The 19,403-nt window shown below is 46.9% G+C and carries 21 protein-coding genes; all 21 read right to left on the bottom strand.

Annotated elements, in window-relative coordinates; translation table 11 throughout:
• Window positions 1-10: 10 nt before the first annotated feature.
• The 21 genes from era to AS006_RS04940 are packed head-to-tail and all read right to left on the bottom strand — an operon-like array spanning window position 11 to window position 19,401.
• Complete coding sequence (gene era, locus AS006_RS05035) at window positions 11-907, bottom strand: GTPase Era (protein WP_199167410.1); 897 nt, start codon at window positions 905-907, stop codon at window positions 11-13.
• A complete protein-coding gene (gene cdd / locus AS006_RS05030; RefSeq protein ID WP_101513247.1) occupies window positions 903-1,298 on the bottom strand; it encodes a cytidine deaminase in 396 nt (131 codons plus the stop codon). The genes era and cdd overlap by 5 nt, the downstream gene beginning before the upstream one ends.
• Window positions 1,240-2,601, bottom strand: a complete 1,362-nt coding sequence (locus AS006_RS05025; protein WP_101513246.1) for a hemolysin family protein — start codon at window positions 2,599-2,601, stop codon at window positions 1,240-1,242. Before AS006_RS05025 ends, cdd begins: the two co-directional genes overlap by 59 nt.
• Window positions 2,602-2,617: 16 nt before the next feature.
• Window positions 2,618-3,073, bottom strand: coding sequence for a 23S rRNA (pseudouridine(1915)-N(3))-methyltransferase RlmH (locus AS006_RS05020; RefSeq protein WP_101513245.1), 456 nt, complete (start codon window positions 3,071-3,073; stop codon window positions 2,618-2,620).
• A complete protein-coding gene (ftcD, locus tag AS006_RS05015) occupies window positions 3,070-3,984 on the bottom strand; it encodes a glutamate formimidoyltransferase (protein ID WP_101513244.1) in 915 nt (304 codons plus the stop codon). Before ftcD ends, AS006_RS05020 begins: the two co-directional genes overlap by 4 nt.
• Window position 3,985: 1 nt before the next feature.
• Window positions 3,986-4,744, bottom strand: a complete 759-nt coding sequence (locus tag AS006_RS05010) for a response regulator (RefSeq protein WP_101513243.1) — start codon at window positions 4,742-4,744, stop codon at window positions 3,986-3,988.
• A gap of 34 nt (window positions 4,745-4,778) precedes the next feature.
• Window positions 4,779-6,149 (bottom strand): PEGA domain-containing protein, encoded by a 1,371-nt coding sequence (locus AS006_RS05005; protein WP_101513242.1) that lies wholly within the window; start codon window positions 6,147-6,149, stop codon window positions 4,779-4,781.
• 16 nt (window positions 6,150-6,165) lie between these two features.
• Window positions 6,166-6,372 (bottom strand): hypothetical protein, encoded by a 207-nt coding sequence (locus AS006_RS09600; RefSeq protein WP_233185640.1) that lies wholly within the window; start codon window positions 6,370-6,372, stop codon window positions 6,166-6,168.
• Entirely contained in the window at window positions 6,360-6,797 is a 438-nt protein-coding gene (locus AS006_RS05000) for a hypothetical protein (RefSeq protein WP_233185639.1), read from the bottom strand. The genes AS006_RS09600 and AS006_RS05000 overlap by 13 nt, the downstream gene beginning before the upstream one ends.
• 50 nt (window positions 6,798-6,847) lie before the next feature.
• Window positions 6,848-7,882: an FtsW/RodA/SpoVE family cell cycle protein gene (locus AS006_RS04995; protein ID WP_255408707.1), complete on the bottom strand. Its 1,035-nt coding sequence runs from the start codon at window positions 7,880-7,882 to the stop codon at window positions 6,848-6,850.
• 43 nt (window positions 7,883-7,925) lie between these two features.
• The gene (locus AS006_RS04990; RefSeq protein WP_101513241.1) at window positions 7,926-9,134 is read right to left on the bottom strand and encodes a hypothetical protein; all 1,209 of its coding nucleotides are present in this window, start codon (window positions 9,132-9,134) and stop codon (window positions 7,926-7,928) included.
• Window positions 9,131-10,834 (bottom strand): GspE/PulE family protein, encoded by a 1,704-nt coding sequence (locus AS006_RS04985; protein ID WP_101513240.1) that lies wholly within the window; start codon window positions 10,832-10,834, stop codon window positions 9,131-9,133. The genes AS006_RS04990 and AS006_RS04985 overlap by 4 nt, the downstream gene beginning before the upstream one ends.
• Window positions 10,834-11,889 (bottom strand): cell division protein FtsZ, encoded by a 1,056-nt coding sequence (ftsZ, locus tag AS006_RS04980; RefSeq protein ID WP_015920154.1) that lies wholly within the window; start codon window positions 11,887-11,889, stop codon window positions 10,834-10,836. Before ftsZ ends, AS006_RS04985 begins: the two co-directional genes overlap by 1 nt.
• Window positions 11,890-11,905: 16 nt before the next feature.
• Window positions 11,906-13,165 (bottom strand): cell division protein FtsA, encoded by a 1,260-nt coding sequence (locus AS006_RS04975; protein WP_101513239.1) that lies wholly within the window; start codon window positions 13,163-13,165, stop codon window positions 11,906-11,908.
• A complete protein-coding gene (locus AS006_RS04970) occupies window positions 13,158-13,685 on the bottom strand; it encodes a DUF4894 domain-containing protein (RefSeq protein ID WP_233185638.1) in 528 nt (175 codons plus the stop codon). The genes AS006_RS04975 and AS006_RS04970 overlap by 8 nt, the downstream gene beginning before the upstream one ends.
• 28 nt (window positions 13,686-13,713) lie before the next feature.
• On the bottom strand, window positions 13,714-15,624 hold the full coding sequence (gene gyrB / locus AS006_RS04965) for a DNA topoisomerase (ATP-hydrolyzing) subunit B (protein WP_101513237.1): 1,911 nt from the start codon (window positions 15,622-15,624) through the stop codon (window positions 13,714-13,716).
• A complete protein-coding gene (locus AS006_RS04960) occupies window positions 15,605-15,910 on the bottom strand; it encodes a DUF721 domain-containing protein (RefSeq protein WP_101513236.1) in 306 nt (101 codons plus the stop codon). Before AS006_RS04960 ends, gyrB begins: the two co-directional genes overlap by 20 nt.
• On the bottom strand, window positions 15,907-16,728 hold the full coding sequence (locus AS006_RS04955; RefSeq protein ID WP_101513235.1) for an aminotransferase class IV: 822 nt from the start codon (window positions 16,726-16,728) through the stop codon (window positions 15,907-15,909). The genes AS006_RS04960 and AS006_RS04955 overlap by 4 nt, the downstream gene beginning before the upstream one ends.
• Window positions 16,688-17,992, bottom strand: a complete 1,305-nt coding sequence (gene mtaB / locus AS006_RS04950) for a tRNA (N(6)-L-threonylcarbamoyladenosine(37)-C(2))-methylthiotransferase MtaB (RefSeq protein ID WP_101513234.1) — start codon at window positions 17,990-17,992, stop codon at window positions 16,688-16,690. Before mtaB ends, AS006_RS04955 begins: the two co-directional genes overlap by 41 nt.
• Window positions 17,989-18,441 carry an HPP family protein gene (locus AS006_RS04945; RefSeq protein WP_101513233.1) on the bottom strand — a complete coding sequence of 151 codons (453 nt, stop codon included), beginning with the start codon at window positions 18,439-18,441 and terminating at the stop codon, window positions 17,989-17,991. The genes mtaB and AS006_RS04945 overlap by 4 nt, the downstream gene beginning before the upstream one ends.
• Window positions 18,442-19,401 carry a 1-phosphofructokinase family hexose kinase gene (locus AS006_RS04940; RefSeq protein ID WP_101513232.1) on the bottom strand — a complete coding sequence of 320 codons (960 nt, stop codon included), beginning with the start codon at window positions 19,399-19,401 and terminating at the stop codon, window positions 18,442-18,444. It lies immediately after the preceding gene.
• Between the last annotated feature and the right edge of the window lie 2 nt (window positions 19,402-19,403).

Here is a 19,403-nt window from a genome sequence, read left to right as displayed (position 1 = left end):
GAACATCACCTCATTTTATGTCGTGTTTCAGACCGATTTCCTGAAGGATTATGAAGTCCTTTTCCCTCCACTTTTCTTTCACCTTGACGTTGAGATCGAGAAACACCTTCCTTCCAACAAGGAACTCTATCTCTTCACGTGCAAGGGTTCCTATCTTCTTTATCATGCTGCCGCTTTTTCCTATCAATATTCCCTTCTGTGAATCACGTTCTACGTATATGTTGGCCCGTATGTAAAGGACACCGTTCGGTCTGTCCTTTATCTCCTCGATGACGACGGCGGTGGAATGCGGAACTTCCTGACGAGTCAGATGGAAGATCTTTTCTCTTATGATTTCAGCCGCCATGAAAGAGAGCGGACGATCCGTGATCATGTCCTCAGGGTAGTACTGTGGTCCTTCTGGAAGTTCTTCCTTTATCTTATCAAGCAACTCGAAAACACCTATACCCTTCAGAGCGGATATGTAATGAACGGAAATAGCGTTTTCGACCATACCTTTTGCAAGTTCTCCTACCGACTTTGCCTTTTCCTCTCCTGCTACATCTATCTTGTTCACGGCGATGATGGTTTTTGTCCTGGATTCGTTCACGATCTTTGCGACCTGTTCATCTGTTTCGGTGAAACCATCGGCGGCATCCAGAATGAAGAGGACGATATCCACTCCCTTTAGAGCCTGAACGGCAGCCTTCACCATGTATTCTCCCAGGCGATGAAGTGGTTTGTGTATACCCGGAGTGTCCACAAATATGATCTGTGCGTCTTTGTCGGTGTAGATGCAGTTTATCCTGTTTCTGGTGGTCTGGGGTTTATCGGAGACGATCACAACCTTTCTACCCAAAACAGTGTTTATGAAGGTGGATTTTCCAACGTTCGGCTTTCCGGCCAGCGCAACAAAACCCGATTTAATGTTCTTCACCTCCCAGTCTGAAGCCTCTTGGCAGAAGATCTTTCAACTTCACCACCTCGTAATCTCCGTTTCTATCCGCCATGATCACATCCATGTCCTCGGAGAATTCGTAGAGCACCTGCCTGCAGGCACCACAGGGCACAGTTTTTTCAAGAGAATCCGAAGCTATCGCGATCGCGACAAACTCTCTTTCACCTTCAGAAACCGCTTTAAACACGGCTACCCTTTCTGCACACACGGTGAGGCCGTATGAAGAGTTCTCCACATTCACTCCCGTGAACACCCTTCCACTCTTTGTGAGAAGAGCAGCCCCTACTCTGAATCCAGAGTATCTAGCGTACGCCTTTTCCCGAACCTCCAGAGCCATTTCCACCAGTTTCTCCGGTCTCATCTCCTCCCCCCTCCAGAACTTTTATCATGATCTTCTCTATCCTGTTTTTACCGACTGCCAGCACTTTGAAGTACAGGTTACCGATGACAGCCTCCTCACCAACGTTCGGTATTCTTTTGAAGTGTTCCAGAAGGTATCCTGCTATCGTTTCGTACTCTGTCTGCGGAAACTGAATTCTTAACTCTATCTCCAGATCGTTTATAGGTGTACTACCATCGACGATGTAAGTCTTCTCTCCGATTTTCTTTATACCGGACACTTCGTCGTAGTCGTATTCGTCCATGATATCACCGAAGAGTTCCTCTATTATATCTTCGAGGGTCACGATCCCGGCCGTTCCACCGTACTCGTCCACAACTATGGCTATATGGATCTTTCTCGACTTGAGGATTTTCAGGAGTTCATCTATGTTCATGGTCTCCGGCACGTAGAGGGCGTCTCTCATTATGTCCTTCACCTTCATGTTCTTTACCTCTTCACAATCCTTCTCTGCCAGAATTGAAAGGACATCTTTAGCGTAACAGACCCCCACGATGTTGTCTATGGTCTCCCTGTAGACAGGAATCCTGGAATAGCCTTCATCTTCTATCAGTTCAATGAGATCCCTCACCGTCTGGTTCTCCTCTATTGCCACGATGTCAACGCGGGGTGTCATTATCTCCTTGACGGCTATCTGTTTCATTTCGAAGGCACGTTTCACTATTCTTTCCTCTTCCTGCTCTATGACTCCCATCTCGCCCCCAACCTGAACGATGGAGACGATGTCTTCCTCGGTGATGAACAGATCTTCGGATATCTTCTTCCCATGCCTCAAAGCGATGATACCGTCGGATATCTTCACCAAAAGCCTTCCGACGGGATCGAAAACTCTGGTGAGAAATCTGACCACACCTATCGATCTCTGGAAGATGCGGTCTGGCTCAGCCCTTGCCATAACTTTTGGGGTGATCTCTCCGAATATGAGAAGAACGGTGGTGATAAAGAGGGTGGAAACCACCGCCACAAGCTCTTCGCTCACTCCTCTGAGAAGATTCAGAAAGATCAGTGTGGAGATGGACGAAGCGAAAAGGTTGACGAGGTTGTTACTTATCAAGATCGTCGTGAGGTACTTGTTGAAGAGATGGATATAACTTTCCCTTTCCGATTCTTCCTCTTTCTTTTCCAGAAATTCCTTGATCTTCACCTTGCTCATCAGGGTCAAAGCGGTTTCTGAAGAGGAAAAGAAGTTAGAGAGGTAGATCAGCACAACAAGGAGCACACCTTCAAGACCGAGTGTCAACATACTACTGACAGGGTCTTCCACTTCCGTTCCACCTCCATCAGTAATGGTAACTTTCTCCACGTATTATTTTAAACGCCCTGAACACCTGTTCCAAAACTATGAGAGCGCTCATCCCATGGGTGAAGGTCATCCTGGACAGAGAAAAAACACGGTGGGCCTCGGAGAGTATCTCTTCACTCAATCCATAGGGCCCACCAATCAAGAACGTGATATCTTTTCCTTTCATCTCCACTTCTTTGAGGAATCCGGCGAATTCCTTCGAGGAGAGGTTTTCACCCCTTCTGTCCATAACCACCATCAAACTGCCGGGTAAAACCCTCTTTTTCAGTTCCTCTGTCTCTCTTTTTACAATTTCTTCAACGCTTCCTCTATGGGTACGTTTCAACTCGATGATCTCGATCCTGCAAAATCGTCTAAGAAATTTCTTGTAATGTTCTATTCCCATCTTTATGAAATCATCTAGCTTTCCACCCACAACAACTCTTACCTTCATTTCTCAGTTTCCTTGACCAGGATATCGAGCAAATTCGATTCTATGACCTTTTTACTGTTTAGGTTCGTTCTCAGATAATACGAAACCGTCTGTAGCAGAGAATCCAGTGGGAAGAGTCCCACTATTTCAGAACTCAAAACGGGAACACCATAGCGTTCAGCCTCCATTTTTATCATCTCGAAAACACGGTACAAGGGAGTTTTTTTGTGATTGGTGACATTGATCGATACCTGCACGATCCCCTTCTCCTTCAACTCGATGCCTATCGCCTTGACGTATCTGAGACCACCACTTGAAAACCTGATCGCTCTTGCGATCTTTTCCGCTACACTCACGTCCCCCGTTCCAAGGTTCACGTTGAAGGCTATGAGAAATTCTCTGGCACCAACCGCCGTCACTCCGGCGGAAGGATGGACCCGATCGGGCCCGAAGTCTGGCTTCCACATGGGGTCCTTTATCTTTTCGAAGAACCCTTCGAACTCACCTCGCCTGATGTTTGCGAGATTTTCCCTTTCAGGGTGTGTGGCGGATTTCTCGTAGAGATAGACCGGCACACCAAGTTCTTCGCCTATCCTTTTTCCCAGGATCTTCGAGTACTGGACACACTCGTCCATCGTCACGTTGTAGAGAGGAACAAGAGGAATGACGTCTGCTGCTCCCATTCTCGGATGCTGTCCCGTGTGGTTCCTGAGATCGATCAACTCCACCGCTTTCTTGGTCATGTCGAAGAGGGCATTTATGAGGTTTTCTGGCTCTCCCACAAGGGTCACAACCGATCTGTTGTGATCCGCGTCCATGGACCAGTCGAGAACCCAGACCCTGTCGTACTTTTTGGCCTCGGCCACTATCTTTTCAACTACTTCTTTTCTTCTTCCTTCGCTGAAGTTCGGAACGGATTCCACCAGTTTCAACTCACTTCCCCCCCAGCTCTGCCAGTCTGTTCTTCAGTGAGAGGATGAACTCTTCGTAGGTCTTCCCATCATCTGGATAACACACGTAGACGTACTCGAAACTCTGTGAAAGTTTTTCTTTCATCCTTCTTGTAACGGCGGTGATACCATGCTTTCCCGTCAGTGTCAGAACGAAGACGTATTCGCTGGCAGAGACCGGCAGAATGTAATCTGTCTCTCTGAAGAACTTTTTGATTGCCTCGTAATCTCTCATTACACCGTTGAATCTAACGTACATGACACAGAAATGTCCTCCGGCCCTGCTACAGCGCTTTATCTCTTTTCTCACGATCTCTTCGAACCTCAAAGTTATCTCCATATCTTCGATGTTCTTTCTGACAGAAACAGACACCCTCGATGTCTCAGGAGAAGCCAGTATCTTCTTCACCCTGCCAAGAAGATAGTCTTGCTTGAAGGGTTTCAGGATGTAGTCAATCGCTCCCGCTTTCACCGAGTTGATAACCAGGTCTTTGTCGACATAGGCACTCAGAACGGACACTTTTGTATCGGGAAAACTCTCACGTATCTCTCTTATCAGGTTAAGACTCTCTTCACCTTCGAAGATGTCCACGAAGACAAGATCCACACGTTCTCTACGAAGGATTGAGATGGCTTCCTGCCTGTCTCTTGCCCACAGAACCCTGTACCCTTCCTTTTCGAGGGCGTTCTTCACGGCCAGAAAGGTGATCTTTGATTCGTCAATTACCATGACCGTTGCCATTCCTCTACCCTCCTCAGGATCATTTTATCATCGATCACTCGATTCCGCTCAGGATGAACTTGAAGTATTCCTCCTTTTCATCGAAAGTTACCGTTCTGACTATCGTTCTGTATCCGGGTTTGACTATTGTGATCTCGTACGTTCCAGTTTGAACGTAGATGGTAACGGGTGTTTCACCGTGATAGTATCCGTTGAGATACACCGTGGCTTTAGATGGCTGAGTTTCTATTCTGACTTCGGAGAAGACTACTCTTTCTTCAAGGCGTCTGAACACTTCCTTTTCTTCACCGGATTTCAGGTTCACCGTGAAACTGTCTGTTTCGTATCCTTCCTTTTCGAGCCTTATACTGTAGGTTCCAGGATCAAGAACGATGGTCAATCCACTCTCGGAGGTTGTTCCAGCGTACCTTCCATCTACGTAGACGTCCACACCAGCAGGATCCGTTCTCAGCCTCAAAGTTGCCCGAAGCGGTTTCAGATCGATGTGAATGGATCGGGACTCTCCCTCACCGAGAGTGATATACCTTGTCTCCTCACGGTAACCTTCTTTTCTGAAGGTCACGCTGTAGTTTCCGGGTGAAAGATTCAGTGTCAGTGGTGTTTTCCCCCTGTAGTCTCCGTTTATGTACACATCTGCCCCACTCGGTGAAGAGCTGAGCGAAAGCTTTGCAAGAGGAAGTCTGGCTGACACGCGTACTGTCTGATTTTCCCCTACGTACACTTCTTTGTAGAAAGTGTAGTTATCAAAGTACACCGTCACGTAGTGTGTTCCTTCATCCACCGTCATCGTGATGGGTGTTTTTCCCCTGTAAGATCCGTCCACGTAAACCGTCATCCCGGAAGGATCTGAGTCCACGATCAGAGTACCAAAAGAGGGGGCTCTTCCAACGTAGAAATACGTGATGTCCGAGACCCACTCTCCTGTGAGATAGGGTTTCAACCTCTTTTGAACGTACTCTTCGACGTTGTCGGACAGGGTGGGAAACATCCGCGTTGTGCCGAGTTCTTTCAACTGATTGAAGATGGAAATCGGAGTTGTACTGGCGATCACCTGAATGTATTCTTTACCGTACGGGGATGAGACTCTGAGAGAGTAGGTGGATTTGGATGGAATCTTTTTGATCTCGTTTGCACGAACGAAGTTGTCGCTTTCGTATTTGTTGGGAAAGATGAGAGTCACTTTTCCTTGGGCGTTTATATCGTAGACCAGTATGTAGGCATCCCTTGAAGACTTCACGAAGATCTCGATCCTCTCTCCCACGTTGTAGACAGATCCCTCCGGTTTGTCGAGCCACACGTCCACCGTGAAGTAAGGTATCTCAGGAACGATGATGATGCTCTTCGTGTCAAAGGAGAAAGAAAAAATCGCAAAAATTATCAGAAGAAGGAACACGTACTTTCTCATGGTTCACACCTCCTCATCATTTTGGCCACACAACTTCCGCACCGAAAATCTTTGTTTCTGATTCAAGAGTTACTTTACTTGGAATTTTCTGAACGAAGACAGCAAAGCCGTGTGTGCTGTCTCTATAGACCTGTCCGAGGTGATACACATCTTTGTTTGGGTCATAACTTGGCTCCGTTATAGATAGAACACGAAAGTATTCATCGTTTTTCACGAATTCCACCAGAAACACCTTGTTTTCAACAAGTTCAAGGGCGGTCTTACACGCGCCTGCCATCCACCTTCATCGCCCTGGTACCACACGTCCACATCGTAGATCGGTGTGTAACTCTGCCAGATATTGGTCAGATCATCTTCCAGATTAGATGTATCTACGATCTCTCCTGCTGCAGCGACGAAATCGCCACTTTGTTCATAAAATCCCTGTCTTTCATTGTAAGAGTTTGTGTTATCTTCGTAATAGAGCACCAGCACAGGATGTTCCTGAAGCCAGTAGTCACTGTAAGAAGGCTGGTACCAATTCATCACATTGGACAAATACGTGTTTCCCACCACTTCTACTATGAACTCGTGCTTTTCTTCGGGAAGCGGAAGACAAGATGTCAAAAGCAAAAGAGCCACCACCAAAAGAAGGAAAAAGCGCTTCATGATGTTCACCCCCTTTGGTTTTAAGACTCACGGAAGAAAAAGGAGGTTCTCTACGCTCTCTTTTCAACCCTTGCAATCGCTATTCCCTTCAGGATGAGACCGGCGATGAGAGAAAACACAATGGTGGATGTTCCACCGTAACTGATGAAGGGAAGAGGAACACCCGTGACGGGAAGAAGGCCCAGGTTCATCGAAACGTTCTCGAAGACGTGAAACCAGATAAGACCACACGAAGAAACCATGAGGATCTCCCAGTATTCGTCCTTCACGTTCAGGATCCATCTTGAAACTTCGAAGAAGAAAAGACCAAAGAGCGAAAGAAGAAACGCGATACCAAGAAAACCAAATTCCTCTCCAACGACGGACACGATGAAATCCGTGTATGAGACAGGGACGTACCCCATCAGATTCGCTTTTCCTTTCATGTAACCTGTACCGAAGAATCCCCCGGCACCGATCGCATGTATGGACTGAAGCACGTTGTAAGAATAGCTCCTTCCGTACTCTTCGGGGTTGAGGAAGGAAAGTATCCTTGCCCTCTGATAATCCTTCAGACCAAAAAAGAAGAACACAGGAAGCAGGATCAGAGCAACCACCAGGAGAACAAAAAGGGGCTTCTTATCGACTCTGGAAGACAAAACGGCAAAGAGCCAGATCAATCCCATAGAGAAAGCGGTCCCGAGGTCCGGTTCCAGAAAGACGAGTACTCCAGGAACGAGAGTGAGAAAAAGACTCCTCCAGAACCACTTTCTTTCCAGAAGATACGGAAGCAAAACGATGAGGGAAAGCTTTGCTAGGTCTGAAGGTTGAAAACTGATTCCTACTATTTTGAACCACCTTCTAGAACCACCTATCGGCGTTCCCTTTAAAAGGAGTGCAATCAACAAAACAACAGAGACCACGTACAGGACCACGGAAAGTCTTCTTATGGTACTGTCCTTTACGAAAAGAATCGAGATCATTAGTGAAAAACCAAGAACATCCCAGATCATCTGTTTCGAAAACAGCGTTTCATTCTCTCCGTAGGTAGCACTCCTCAGAGAGAACAATCCAAACACCATCAACGTGCCAACAATGACCACGATGAGCCAGTTTATCCTCTTGTTCTCATGCGGAATAACTCTCACCTCACTCGGAAGCAACTATTTCCATTTCTTTCACGAATCTGTCATCCTCGCTTTCCACCACCACAACCATTCTGTAAGTTCCAGGTTCGTAGAACTTTACAAGATCGTACGCCGTTGTTTTGAAGATCTCTCTGGAGGAAAACGAATCCAGAACGATCCTGAACTCGTCCGATCTGGAGTAGGAAAAAACAGGTTCCTTTCTGGTGATGACGATCAGAACGTTTTTTAAAACAAGATGCTTTCTCTTCTTCTCTTCATTCAAAAGTTTCACAGAAAAGTCGTACCTCTCACCAGCGCTCACGAATTTCGGCCCTTCAATCACCAGGATCGTTCCTCTCAACTCTTTCTGGTACTCTTCGGTCACAATTAAGGGCAAAACGCGTTTCAGAGTGCCTTCTTCGGTCTCCAGTTCTAAAACGATGAGGTAATTCCCCGGCCCTTCAGGAGTGGAAAGACTTTCTCTGTGAACTTCTACCGTTCCCATAGGAGCCGCTCTGAAGATCTCTCCCAACGTTGTCTTCTTCTCGACGATCGTTCTTTCATCTTCTTCCAAGATCTTCAAAGTCACACTCTTTACTGTTATATCTCTCTGTCTGGAACTGATGTTTTCAAGATAGACTGAAAAGTCGATCTCCTCGTATGGAAAGTAAAAGTCTTTCAGGTTATCAACCTCGACCCTCCACTCTTCAACGACCGTCACGATCTTTCCCATGGTCACCCTCTGGTCGTTCACTCTCATGGAAACAGTCACCAGGTAATCCCCACCGCCCAGATCAACCAACCCCACTTCTCTTGACAGGTCAAAGACCAGAGCACTCTCAAAGGCACCGAGTTCTTTCACAACCCGCTGTGGATAGTGAAACTCGTATACCACGTTTTTGTCTTTCTTCACAGAGAAGAGAAAATCTTCGAGGACAAGTGTTCCTTTTCTTCTTTCTCTGTTGTAGATCTTCACCCTGATGTCAAGAGGTTCGTCCGGAAGGTATGACTCCTTGGAGTCAATCACTATCTGGAACTGTCCAACAACACCTTCTGGTCTGTTGGGAAAGAAGGCTTTCGTGAAGAAGAAGAGGAAAACCACAATGGCGAGATTCACAGCAATGATAAAGTTCGCCCTTCGGCGAATTCTGTTTCTCCTTTCTCTTTCTTTTCGCTCTTTTTCCTCATCCGACTTTTTCCAGTCTTCCGGGCTTCTGGAAAAGTACTTCATGGCAGGGTGGTCACCCTGAAGACTTCTTCAAGACTCGTCAGGCCCTGCATTACCTTCTCAAGGGCATCCACAAACATGGGGCGCATACCCTTTTCCATGGCGCGTCTTGCGATTTCCATCTCACTGGCCCTCGAGGATATCAATGCCCTCATCTCTTCATCAACTATCAAAACCTCTCCAATGGCCATTCTTCCTCTGTACCTCATCCCTCTACAGGCAGGACATCCCTCTTCAGATGGGTAATAGATCTGGTCAGGCACTCTTCCAAAGAAGCGCTCGAAATAGGATTTTGCGTTCTCATCTTCCACTTCTCCCGGGATTTTGCACTCGTCACACAATTTCCTCACAAGTCTCTGTCCTATAACTCCTATCAGGGAAGTAGCCAGGAGGTGTGGATCTATTCCCATCTCCATGAGCCTTGACACGGCACCTGCCGCCGTGTTGGTGTGGAGGGTGCTCAAAACCAGGTGTCCTGTAAGAGAGGCCTCGACGGCAAGCTGAGCCGTTTCCCTGTCTCTGATCTCACCGACCATGATGATATCTGGATCTTGTCTCAGAAACGCCCTCAGATATCGCGCAAAGGTGAGCCCTATCTCCGGGAAAACCTGACATTGAGTGACACCATCGATGGTGTACTCCACAGGATCTTCAGCGGTGACGATGTTCACGCTTTCACTCTTCAGGTGATTTATCATGGCAACGAGTGTTGTGGATTTTCCACTGCCCGTTGGACCAGTGACGAGAATGATTCCATAGGGTTTCTCAAGGAGTGACAGGATCCTTTTGTAGTTGTACTCGCTGTATCCGAGTTCCTCCAGACGTCTGTTTGCGGCAGAAACTTTCAGGATCCTCATCACAACCTTCTCACCGAACGTAGACGGCATGGTCGATACACGAAAGTCGTACTGCTCTCCACCTTTTATCGTGTAAAATTTACCATCCTGCGGCAGTCTTCTCTCCGAAACATCAAGGCCACTCATGATCTTGATGCGTGCCACAACGGAATTGTGCTGGCCCTTCTGATACTCCAGAACCCTTCTCAAAACACCATCTATCCTGAACCTCACCCTCACGGTTCTTTTCATCGGTTCTATGTGGATGTCACTCGCTCCCATTTCTATGGCGCGGTTTATGATGTTGTTTACAAGACGAACGATCGGCGCCTCTTCCATTGCTGCCTCTTCAGACTTTTCTGCCTCTTCTACCTGTTCTTCCGTTTCTTCTATGACAACATAAGGCTCCTCGAAAAGCTCAAGAGGAACACCCAGCACGTAAGTCTGGTACAGCTTGGAAAAATCTCTGCTTGCAACCAGATAGATCTTCGGATCCTTTCCGGTGAGAAAACGTATTTCCTGCCTTATTCTGGGAATGTTCGTTCCGCTATCTGTGACGACAACGAGGGTGCCGTCTTCTTTCTTATCGATGGGAATCACGTGGAGAGATTCTATGACGTTCTTCGGAAGAGAACCAACCACGTTGAGCGGAATGTTTTTGGGAAGGTCCTTCAAAATCGGTGCGTTGTACTGCTCACTGAGGGCGTCAAGAAGCTGATCCTCTGTGATGTAACCCAGTTCCACCAAAACCTCTCCCAGGGGCTTTTTCAGTTGTTTCTGTATCTCAAGAGCCCTTTCCAACTCTTCTCTGGTTATAAACCCTCTTTCGACCAGTATCTCCCCAAGTTTCCTGTACCTTCTAAGCATTAAAGGAGACCCTCCAGGCCGTATCTGTATATGGCGGGGATGTCACCCTCCGGGAAGAGTATTTTGTCTTCGTCCGGGAATCTTGTTGCAATGAAAATCACGCGGATCTCATCCTCGGGTATCTCATCGTCGAAGATGAGTCCGAATTTCACATCCGCATCTTCGCTGCTGTTTTGTCTTATGATCATGGCGGCTTCGTGTACCTCTTCCATTCTGATGTTGCTGGGAGCCGTTATGTTGAAAACGATGGAACTGGCGTTCTCAACGGGATGCTCTATCAATTTGCTCTCCATGGCCTTCTTCGCCGCTTCTCTGGCCCTCTGTTCACCCTTTCCGACTCCTATTCCAAGGATCGCCGCCCCTGCGTCTTTCATCACAGACTCTATGTCTGCAAAGTCGAGGTTTATGTACCCTCTCTTCGTTATGAGTTCTGAGATACCTTTCACTCCCTGGTGGAGAGTTTCATCTGCCTTCAGGAAGGCATCCTTTATCTTCACGTCCCTCGGGAGTTCTTCCATGAGTTTGTTGTTGGAGATCTTTATCAGAGTGTCAACGTGTTCTCTGAGCTTCTTCAAACCCTTTATCGCCTTGTTGAGTCTTTCAGGACCTTCGAAGTAAAAAGGAGTGGTAACGATTGCCACCGTCAAAATCCCCATCTCCTTGGCTATCCTGGCTATGACAGGTGAGGCTCCCGTTCCCGTTCCGCCACCGAGTCCTGCCGTTATGAAAACCATATGGGTATCCTCGAGGACCTCACGAATCTTCTCCTCGCTTTCCATGGCTGCTTCTTCGCCTATTTCCGGTCTTCCACCGGCGCCAAGACCACGCGTGATGTTTTCACCTATCTGTATCTTGACATCGGCGTTGGAGGCCTCCAGTACCTGTAAATCCGTGTTCACGGCAACGAACTCAACGCCGTGTATTCCTATCTCTATCATTCTGTTTATGGCGTTGTTTCCCGCACCTCCGACTCCTATGACCTTTATCTTGAGGTTGTTCGCTTGGGGTATGTTCCTGCTTTCCTTCTTTTTCTCGACGTCGAGATCAAAGCCCATACTCTTAACCTCCCAATCATTCCATCAGTTCCCTGAACAATCTGAAAATCCTTTTAAAAGGATTCTCCCGTTTCACCGGGGCTTCCTCGTATGGATTCTCCATCGATGAGAAGACGTTCCCAAAGGCAGCAGCAAACGAAGGATCGTAAGCAGCCTCGTCCGAGTTGATGATCAACGGTTTGTCCGAGTTAGCATAGCATCCTGTTCGCACAGGAACCCTGAACACCTCTGTTGCCAAATCGTTTATCCTAGGAATTTTGGCACCTCCACCCGATAGGACGACTCCGCCGGGTATCCCTATCTCTCCTTCCTCCATTATCTTTGCCTCTACTTCCCTGAAGACCTTCTTCGACTTACTCATTATCTCTCTGAGGCGGGCGTGTATGATGACGGCGAGTTTCTTCACACTTGTGGTCTTCACAGTGTTCCCATCCAGTCCTCTGTACTGTATCTCCTCTTCTTTGATGTCGCTGTAAACCGCGTTGCCGTAGGTGATGATCAACCTTTCCGCTTCTTCGAAGGAAGTATCCAGAACAGCGGAAACATCCTTGATCACGTGTTTCATACCGACGGGAACGTAGGCGATCTTTATGGGAACACCGTTTTTGTAGGCTATAAGACCGGTGAAGTTGTATCCCAGATTCAAAACCACCACACCGCGATCCTTCTCCGACGAAGTGAGAACCCCCTCCGCCGTGGATACAAGAGAAGATCTCAACTGAAAGGGACTCTTCACTATATCCTGTAGGAAATTGTAAAACATCTCGTAAATTCTCACAGGGATCACTATGGAGGTGTACTCAACTGTGATCTTCGACGCTTTCATGTCAAGGGGATTGAAAACGATCCTCTCACCATCAAGAAGGTATCTCTTGGAAAAGAGATGAAGGGGTTTTTTTCCATCTTCCTCCAGTTTTCCCAGGGCCTCCGACTGCATCTCCCCGAGGATGTCCAGGTTTATCACTCGCCTGTCTTCTCCGAAATCCTTCTCCGACACAACGTCTTTTCTTTCGAAATTCACATTACTGAAAGATATGATGAAATCGCTTCTTAAAGATCTTTGAATCTGCTCTTCCAGTTCTTTCAAAAGGGTGTTCACAGATTCCTTGAAGGCTATGGCATCCTTTATCTCTCCCTCATCCAGTCCTCTAGACTTCACACTCGAGTAAGCGAGTGCTTCCCATTCTTGATCATGTTTTCTAAGAACCAGGCCCTTTATGTACCTGGAACCTATATCTATGGAGGTGAAGAAGGATGCTTTTGGCAAATCAATCACCCCTTATTTTTATCAGGATACCACTCTCGGTCAGAAAATACTCACTCCTTGGTTCGAGAAAGTCTATCTGCGACTTCAACATCTCGAAATTGTTCACAAAATCCCGCCAGTCTCTGAAAGAAATCGTAACACCTTTGATGAGAATCACCTTTTTTGACTCAAAGAAAACGGTCGAGACAAGACCACTGTTCAGAACGGGTTCCAAAAGACTCAGGATCTCTTTTCCTTTCTCTGAAAGCTGCAACCCTTCCAGTTTCACTTCTAAAAACAAAGGGTAAAGCCTGAAAAACTCCTCGTTCAAGACAGAAGAAACCAGACTGCCATCGTCAGAACACAAATAGTAATTCTCCTCGTTGAAGGCTATTCCAGCAACTTTTCTCGAATCTATTATAATACTTTTTCTGGAAATGTTAAAATTTTCTATCAAATTGTGTGCAATCGTTTCTGGAACGATCACTGTTTCTCCAGGATTTGAAAAAGTCTTCATAAAAAACAGAACATACATCGCAACAAGTATCATCAAAACGATCCTCAAAGACCGCATGGTCTCAGATGTCGAGTTCCTTTACCTTCAGGGCGTGCCTTTCTATGAATTCTCTTCTGCTTGATGGGTCGTTTCCCATGAGGATTTCAAAGAGCCTGTCGGCTTCTTCAGCATCCTCTATGGTCACTTTTATTATCTTTCTGGTCTCAGGGTTCATGGTCGTCTCCCACAACTGCTCCGGATTCATCTCTCCAAGCCCCTTGTACCTTTGTATCTCCATCTTCTTTCCCTCAAACATCTTCCTGTACTCCATCAATTCCGCATCACTGTACACGTAGAAATCCTCTTTTCCGACCCTTATCCTGTACAGTGGAGGAAGTGCTATGTAGATCCTTCCATCCTCTATCAATGGTTTCATGTACCTGTAAAAGAGTGTCAGAAGGAGTGTTCTGATGTGAGCCCCGTCGATATCGGCATCCGTCATGATGATTATCTTCCCATATCGCAACTTGTTTATGTCGAAATCGTCTCCTATTCCGGTTCCAACCGCAACGATTATGTCACTGATCTGTTCGTTCTTCAGCAGGCGATCCAGGGAGGATTTTTCAACGTTCAGGATCTTTCCCCTGATCGGAAGGACTGCCTGGAACACCCTGTCTCGTGCCTGTTTGGCGGATCCTCCCGCAGAATCACCCTCTACGATGAAGAGTTCGGTGTTCTCACGATCGGTGGAACTGCAGTCTGCCAACTTCCCGGGGAGGGTGGTGCTTTGGAGCACGTTCTTTCTCCTCACCATCTCCCTTGCCCTTCTTGCTGCTTCCCTTGCCTGTTTTGTGTTCATTATCTTCGACAGTATTGTCCTGACAAGATCGGGGCTGGCGTCGAAAATCTTCTTCAACTCCTCCCTCATTGCCCTGTTCACCGCTTCTTTCACTTCTTCGTTGCCGAGCTTTGACTTGGTCTGCCCCTCAAACTCCGGGTTCTTCACATACACACTTATAACAGCGGTGAGCCCCTCTCGTACGTCATCTCCCTGGAAGGAGTCTCCGTTCTTCAAAAAGTTATGTTTTCTTCCATATTCGTTCATCAGCCTCGTGAGAGTTGTTTTGAAGGCTGTAACGTGTGTTCCTCCATCGACAGTTTTTATGGTGTTCGCAAAGGAAAGAATCTCCTCTGAATAAGAATCAGTGTACTGAAAGGCGATTTCCACGACTACCTCGTCTTCTTTGTCTTTGACTTTGACTTTCTCCGTTCTCTTCAGATACACCACGTCATGGAGCACCTTTTTTCCACGATTCAGATACTTCACGAATTCTATCAGACCACCATCGAATTTGAACGTTTTCTTCTCGTTGTTTATTCTGTCTTCGAACTCTATTTTCAATCCCGGTACGAGAAAGGCGATTTCTCTCAACCTGTGTTCGAGTATGTCGGGATCGAATTCGGTCTCAGAGAATATAAGAGGATCCGGTTTGAACCGGACGACTGTACCGTGTTTGTCAGTTTCACCGATCACCTCAACAGGTGTGACCGATCTTCCCCTTTCGTACCTCTGTCTGTAGATCTTACCGTCTCGATGAACTCTCACCTCGAGCCATTCAGAAAGTGCGTTCACCACAGAAACTCCCACACCATGGAGTCCACCACTTATTTTGTAGGAATCTTTGGAAAACTTTCCTCCTGCATGAAGAACGGTGAAAACCACTTCAAGAGCGCTTCTTCCTTCCTCCGGATGAACGTCGACAGGAATACCCCTTCCGTTATCCTCAACCTCAACACTGCCATCCTCATGCAGTGTTACTTTGATCCAGTCGCAGTAGCCCGCAAGAGACTCATCGACACTGTTGTCGACCACCTCGTACACAAGGTGGTGCAAACCGCGCTTTCCTGTAGAGCCGATGTACATTCCAGGGCGCATTCGAACGGGTTCCAACCCTTTCAAAACCTTTATGCTCTCAGCCGAGTATTTTTCCATTGATCTTTCCCCTCCTGAACACCATGTCTCTGAACATCTTCTTTCCTGCTTTCTCGTTGAGTATTTGAAGAATTCTGTCCTTCTGAAGAGAAAGTTCGGTCAGCCACAGCGAATCATCACAGACGACATGAACGATACCATTTTCAACCTTCTCCACCACCGTATGTCTGGCAATGACAGGACTCACAAGGTTTATCCAGTCCATCAAGAGCATCCTCGTTTTCAATTCAGAAAACAGGGGGTCTTCACCCGCAAGTTCCTCGAACAATTTTCCAATAGGCTTCATGTTCCCACCCAGTTTTCCTCCAGATTCAAAATGAAGGGTTCGAAATTTTCCATCAACGTCGATGTTATGGGTCCTGGTTCTTCCTCGAAAAACAGATGATCGTTGAGCCTCCTCACAGGAACGATTCCTACACTCGTGTGGGTCAAGAACATCTCGTCTGCCTCAAACAGTTCCCAGACCCACACATATCTTTCTTCCAGTGGAATTTCCAATCTGTTTGCAAGTTTTATCACGTTTTCACGGGTTATGCCATCGAGGATACCAGATTCGATGGAGGGGGTGATCAACCTTCCTTCTTTCACCAGAAAAACGTTGCTGAAACTTCCTTCACAGACCTGACCATTCACACCTGTCAAAATCACATCGTAATATTCCCCAATCTCCCTTCGAGCAAGCAGAATGTCTGTTCTTCCGGTTATCTTCAAACTCGGCGGTGTGGAAAGATCGGGAATCCTTCTGACCTTCGATATTTTCACATTCACTCCCTCTTCGACGTCTGGAATGTTCAGCGGCGAAAAAACAAAGAACAACTCAGCAGTTTGCACAGAGAGAAGCACTTTTATTCTGCTTTCACGATCGATCTGCCGGGTGCCCTTTTTCAGTATGTCGACGAACTCTTCAAATGTCATGGAAAAGGGAATATCAAAAAAAGAAACAGACCTCATCAGTCGATTGTAGTGTTTGTAAGCGGCAAAAGGAACTCTGTTGTACGTTCGCAGAGTTTCATAAACGAGTCCCTGGGAAACCTCATCAAACATCTCGTAGTTCAGAAAGAATTCATCCGCGTGAATGAACCGCCCTTTCTGCCAGATCAACACGACAGGAAATCACTCCTTCTTCCGAAAGAGACTTCACTCTCACATCGTGGAACATCCCTATACCGTCACCCACAAATTCGTGTTTAACGTAGTATTCGTCGTATCCTGAAAGCACGCCCTTTGCGATGTACCACTCTGCAAGAACTTTCCTCCTCTTGTTCACCGTCCGCCTTTTGTATCTGTGAGACACTTCTTTTGCCTTTTCCTTTAAAATGTTCAATCGTTCTTTCTTCTTGTGTTCAGGGACAGCATCGGAAAAGGTACTCGCAGGGGTTCCTGGCCTGGGAGAGTACCTGAATATGTGAACTCTGCTGAATTCGACCTCTTCCAGTAGTTTCACAGTCTCCAGGAAATCCTCGTCCGTCTCCCCTGGGAACCCAACGATGATATCCGTTGTTATGGAAAAATCGGGATCGATACTTCTCAGTTTTTCCACCACTTTCAGAAAGTCGGAGGAACTGTACCGCCTTCCCATTCTCTTCAGAACTCTGTCTGAACCACTCTGAACAGATATGTGGAGATGCGGGCACAGTCTGGGGTTGTCCCGGAAAACTTCCACGAGTTCGTCCGTTATGTCCTCTACGTTCAGAGAACTGAGACGCACTCTGTAATCGCCGGGAACACGTTCTACGCTCTTCAAAAGATCGACCAGGGTGGTCCCGATATCCTTCCCGTACTTTCCAAGGTTAACTCCCGTGATGACGATCTCCTTGTATCCCTTCATCACCATCTTCTCGAATTCTTCTTTGAACAACTCCAGTGGCTTGCTTCTCACCTTCGTTCCACGTGCAAACCTTATAGCACAGTAAGTGCAGCCGTTGTCACATCCGTCCTCCACCTTTATGTAGGCTCTCGTTCTATCCTCAAAACTTCCCTTCACCTTTTCGTAGACAGGACTGTCAGGAGCCGACACCACCAGTTTCTGCTCACCGTTCAGAGAGAGGAGATGATCGACTATGTTCTTCTTCTCCGAGATTCCAAGGACCATGTTCACGGGAAGCTTCTTTGCCTCTTCAGGAGAGAGCTGCGCAAAACATCCTGTGAGAACGATCTTTGCATCCCTGTTCTTCCTTCGTATGCTTTTAACTAGCCTTCTTACCTTTTTCTCCACTTCCTGGGTGACCACGCAGGAGTTTATTATGTAATAAGAAGCCTCACCAGCCGGCAAAACGGTATAGCCGGCCTTTTCGAGCTGTTCGGCCATGTATTCACTTTCGTACTGGTTCACCTTACATCCAAAGGTCTCGATTCTCACCGTTCTCATATCTCAAGCTTCCCCTCCGAAACCACTTTCAGAATGTCTATCCTTCTGACGATACCGACAAGTTGCATACTATCATCGACCACAGGTAGTGCCTTGAAACCATGTCTTATGAGATAATCCGCCGCCACTATGAGAGGGTCGTCCTCCTTCACCACAACAGGTGGTTTGCTCATGTAATTCGATATGGGTTTGTCCTTTATTTTGACTATATTTCTGATCAACTGGTTGGTGTCCGGGATGAAAGAAGCGGATCTGAGAAGAGAAAAATAACTGGGAACCAGGGCCTTTATCAGATCACTCTCACTGACAAACCCCACAACTCGCATGTCGTGGTCGACAACGGGTATTCCAGAGAGATTCTGCCTTGACAGAAGTTTTATGACCGTTTCCACAGTTTCATCTTCGAATACAGCTGATATATCATAAATAACGGCATCCTTCACTCTCATTTACTTCACCCTCTCCACGGTGAAGTGATCGTATTCCTTTTTTATTGCCTCGAGATCCGGCATGTATTTTTCTTTTCTCCTTGTTGCAGCGAGTGCAGAAGCAAAACCAAACTTTGCCATCTCCAGGAAATTCGCTCCGTGGGTGACGAAATAGTAAACCATTCCGGCTACGTAAGCATCTCCCGCACCGAGCAGATGGGACGCATCTATCTCCCCTTTCGATTTTATGATCCACACACCGTCCTTTGTGGCAACTATATCGTTTTTCACCTCGTAGGAGACAACTGCGACCTGAGATTTTTCTGCTATCTTCTCTGCAAGCCGAACGTAGTCTTCAAAGGTTTTGAGCTCCATACCGAAAAGTGCCAGATGATTCCCTCTCAAGTCCGGTTTCACCACGTTTGGATACTCCGGACCTGTCAGTGTTCTTTCGAGCAATCTGGGTGCCTGTTCCACAAAGACAAAGATTCCCTTCTCACGCGCAAGTTTCACCAGTTCGTAACAGACGTCTTCACTTACTCCGAGTGGTATGCTCCCAGAGATGACCACACAATCGACCTTCGAGAGGGTCATCCTGTACCTTCTCAAAAAATGATTCAGATCATCTTCACCGATTTCTGGACCAGGAAAATTTATGGCCGTTATGGTTTGATTCTTTTCGTCTATGATCTCTATGTTCTCCCTCGTCTCCCCATCCACGTAAACAAAATTCGTGGTGATCAGATTCGAGATCTTCCGTAGTTCCTCTACAAGAATTCGTCCTATGTGACCTCCCACGAATCCGGTGGCTACTGAAGGAACCCCGAGCCTTGAAAGGGCTACGGAAACGTTTATTCCTTTTCCACCAGGTGTCATTTGAGACCTGCTCAGATCTCTCAACCTGTATAATTTGTTCACCTGGAAATCGTCTATGAAGATCTCCCGGTCCAGTGCGGGATTCAACGTGACGGTCAGTACCATAG

Origin of the sequence: Thermotoga sp. SG1, from assembly GCF_002865985.1 — a bacterium.
Taxonomy (GTDB): Bacteria; Thermotogota; Thermotogae; order Thermotogales; family Thermotogaceae; genus Thermotoga.
Note: the sequence above shows the minus strand (reverse complement) of the source record. Positions and strands in the feature narration are given on the sequence as shown.

Bases quoted from the DNA above. Each gene is read 5' to 3' on its own strand.
- cdd (WP_101513247.1), bottom strand. From the start codon at position 1,298: ATGAGACCGGAGAAACTGGTGGAAATGGCTCTGGAGGTTCGGGAAAAG.
- AS006_RS05020 (WP_101513245.1), bottom strand. From the start codon at position 3,073: ATGAAGGTAAGAGTTGTTGTGGGTGGAAAGCTAGATGATTTCATAAAG.
- AS006_RS05010 (WP_101513243.1), bottom strand. From the start codon at position 4,744: ATGGCAACGGTCATGGTAATTGACGAATCAAAGATCACCTTTCTGGCC.
- AS006_RS05005 (WP_101513242.1), bottom strand. From the start codon at position 6,149: ATGAGAAAGTACGTGTTCCTTCTTCTGATAATTTTTGCGATTTTTTCT.
- AS006_RS05000 (WP_233185639.1), bottom strand. From the start codon at position 6,797: ATGAAGCGCTTTTTCCTTCTTTTGGTGGTGGCTCTTTTGCTTTTGACA.
- AS006_RS04990 (WP_101513241.1), bottom strand. From the start codon at position 9,134: ATGAAGTACTTTTCCAGAAGCCCGGAAGACTGGAAAAAGTCGGATGAG.
- AS006_RS04985 (WP_101513240.1), bottom strand. From the start codon at position 10,834: ATGCTTAGAAGGTACAGGAAACTTGGGGAGATACTGGTCGAAAGAGGG.
- ftsZ (WP_015920154.1), bottom strand. From the start codon at position 11,889: ATGGGCTTTGATCTCGACGTCGAGAAAAAGAAGGAAAGCAGGAACATA.
- AS006_RS04970 (WP_233185638.1), bottom strand. From the start codon at position 13,685: ATGATACTTGTTGCGATGTATGTTCTGTTTTTTATGAAGACTTTTTCA.
- gyrB (WP_101513237.1), bottom strand. From the start codon at position 15,624: ATGGAAAAATACTCGGCTGAGAGCATAAAGGTTTTGAAAGGGTTGGAA.
- AS006_RS04960 (WP_101513236.1), bottom strand. From the start codon at position 15,910: ATGAAGCCTATTGGAAAATTGTTCGAGGAACTTGCGGGTGAAGACCCC.
- mtaB (WP_101513234.1), bottom strand. From the start codon at position 17,992: ATGAGAACGGTGAGAATCGAGACCTTTGGATGTAAGGTGAACCAGTAC.
- AS006_RS04945 (WP_101513233.1), bottom strand. From the start codon at position 18,441: ATGAGAGTGAAGGATGCCGTTATTTATGATATATCAGCTGTATTCGAA.
- AS006_RS04940 (WP_101513232.1), bottom strand. From the start codon at position 19,401: ATGGTACTGACCGTCACGTTGAATCCCGCACTGGACCGGGAGATCTTC.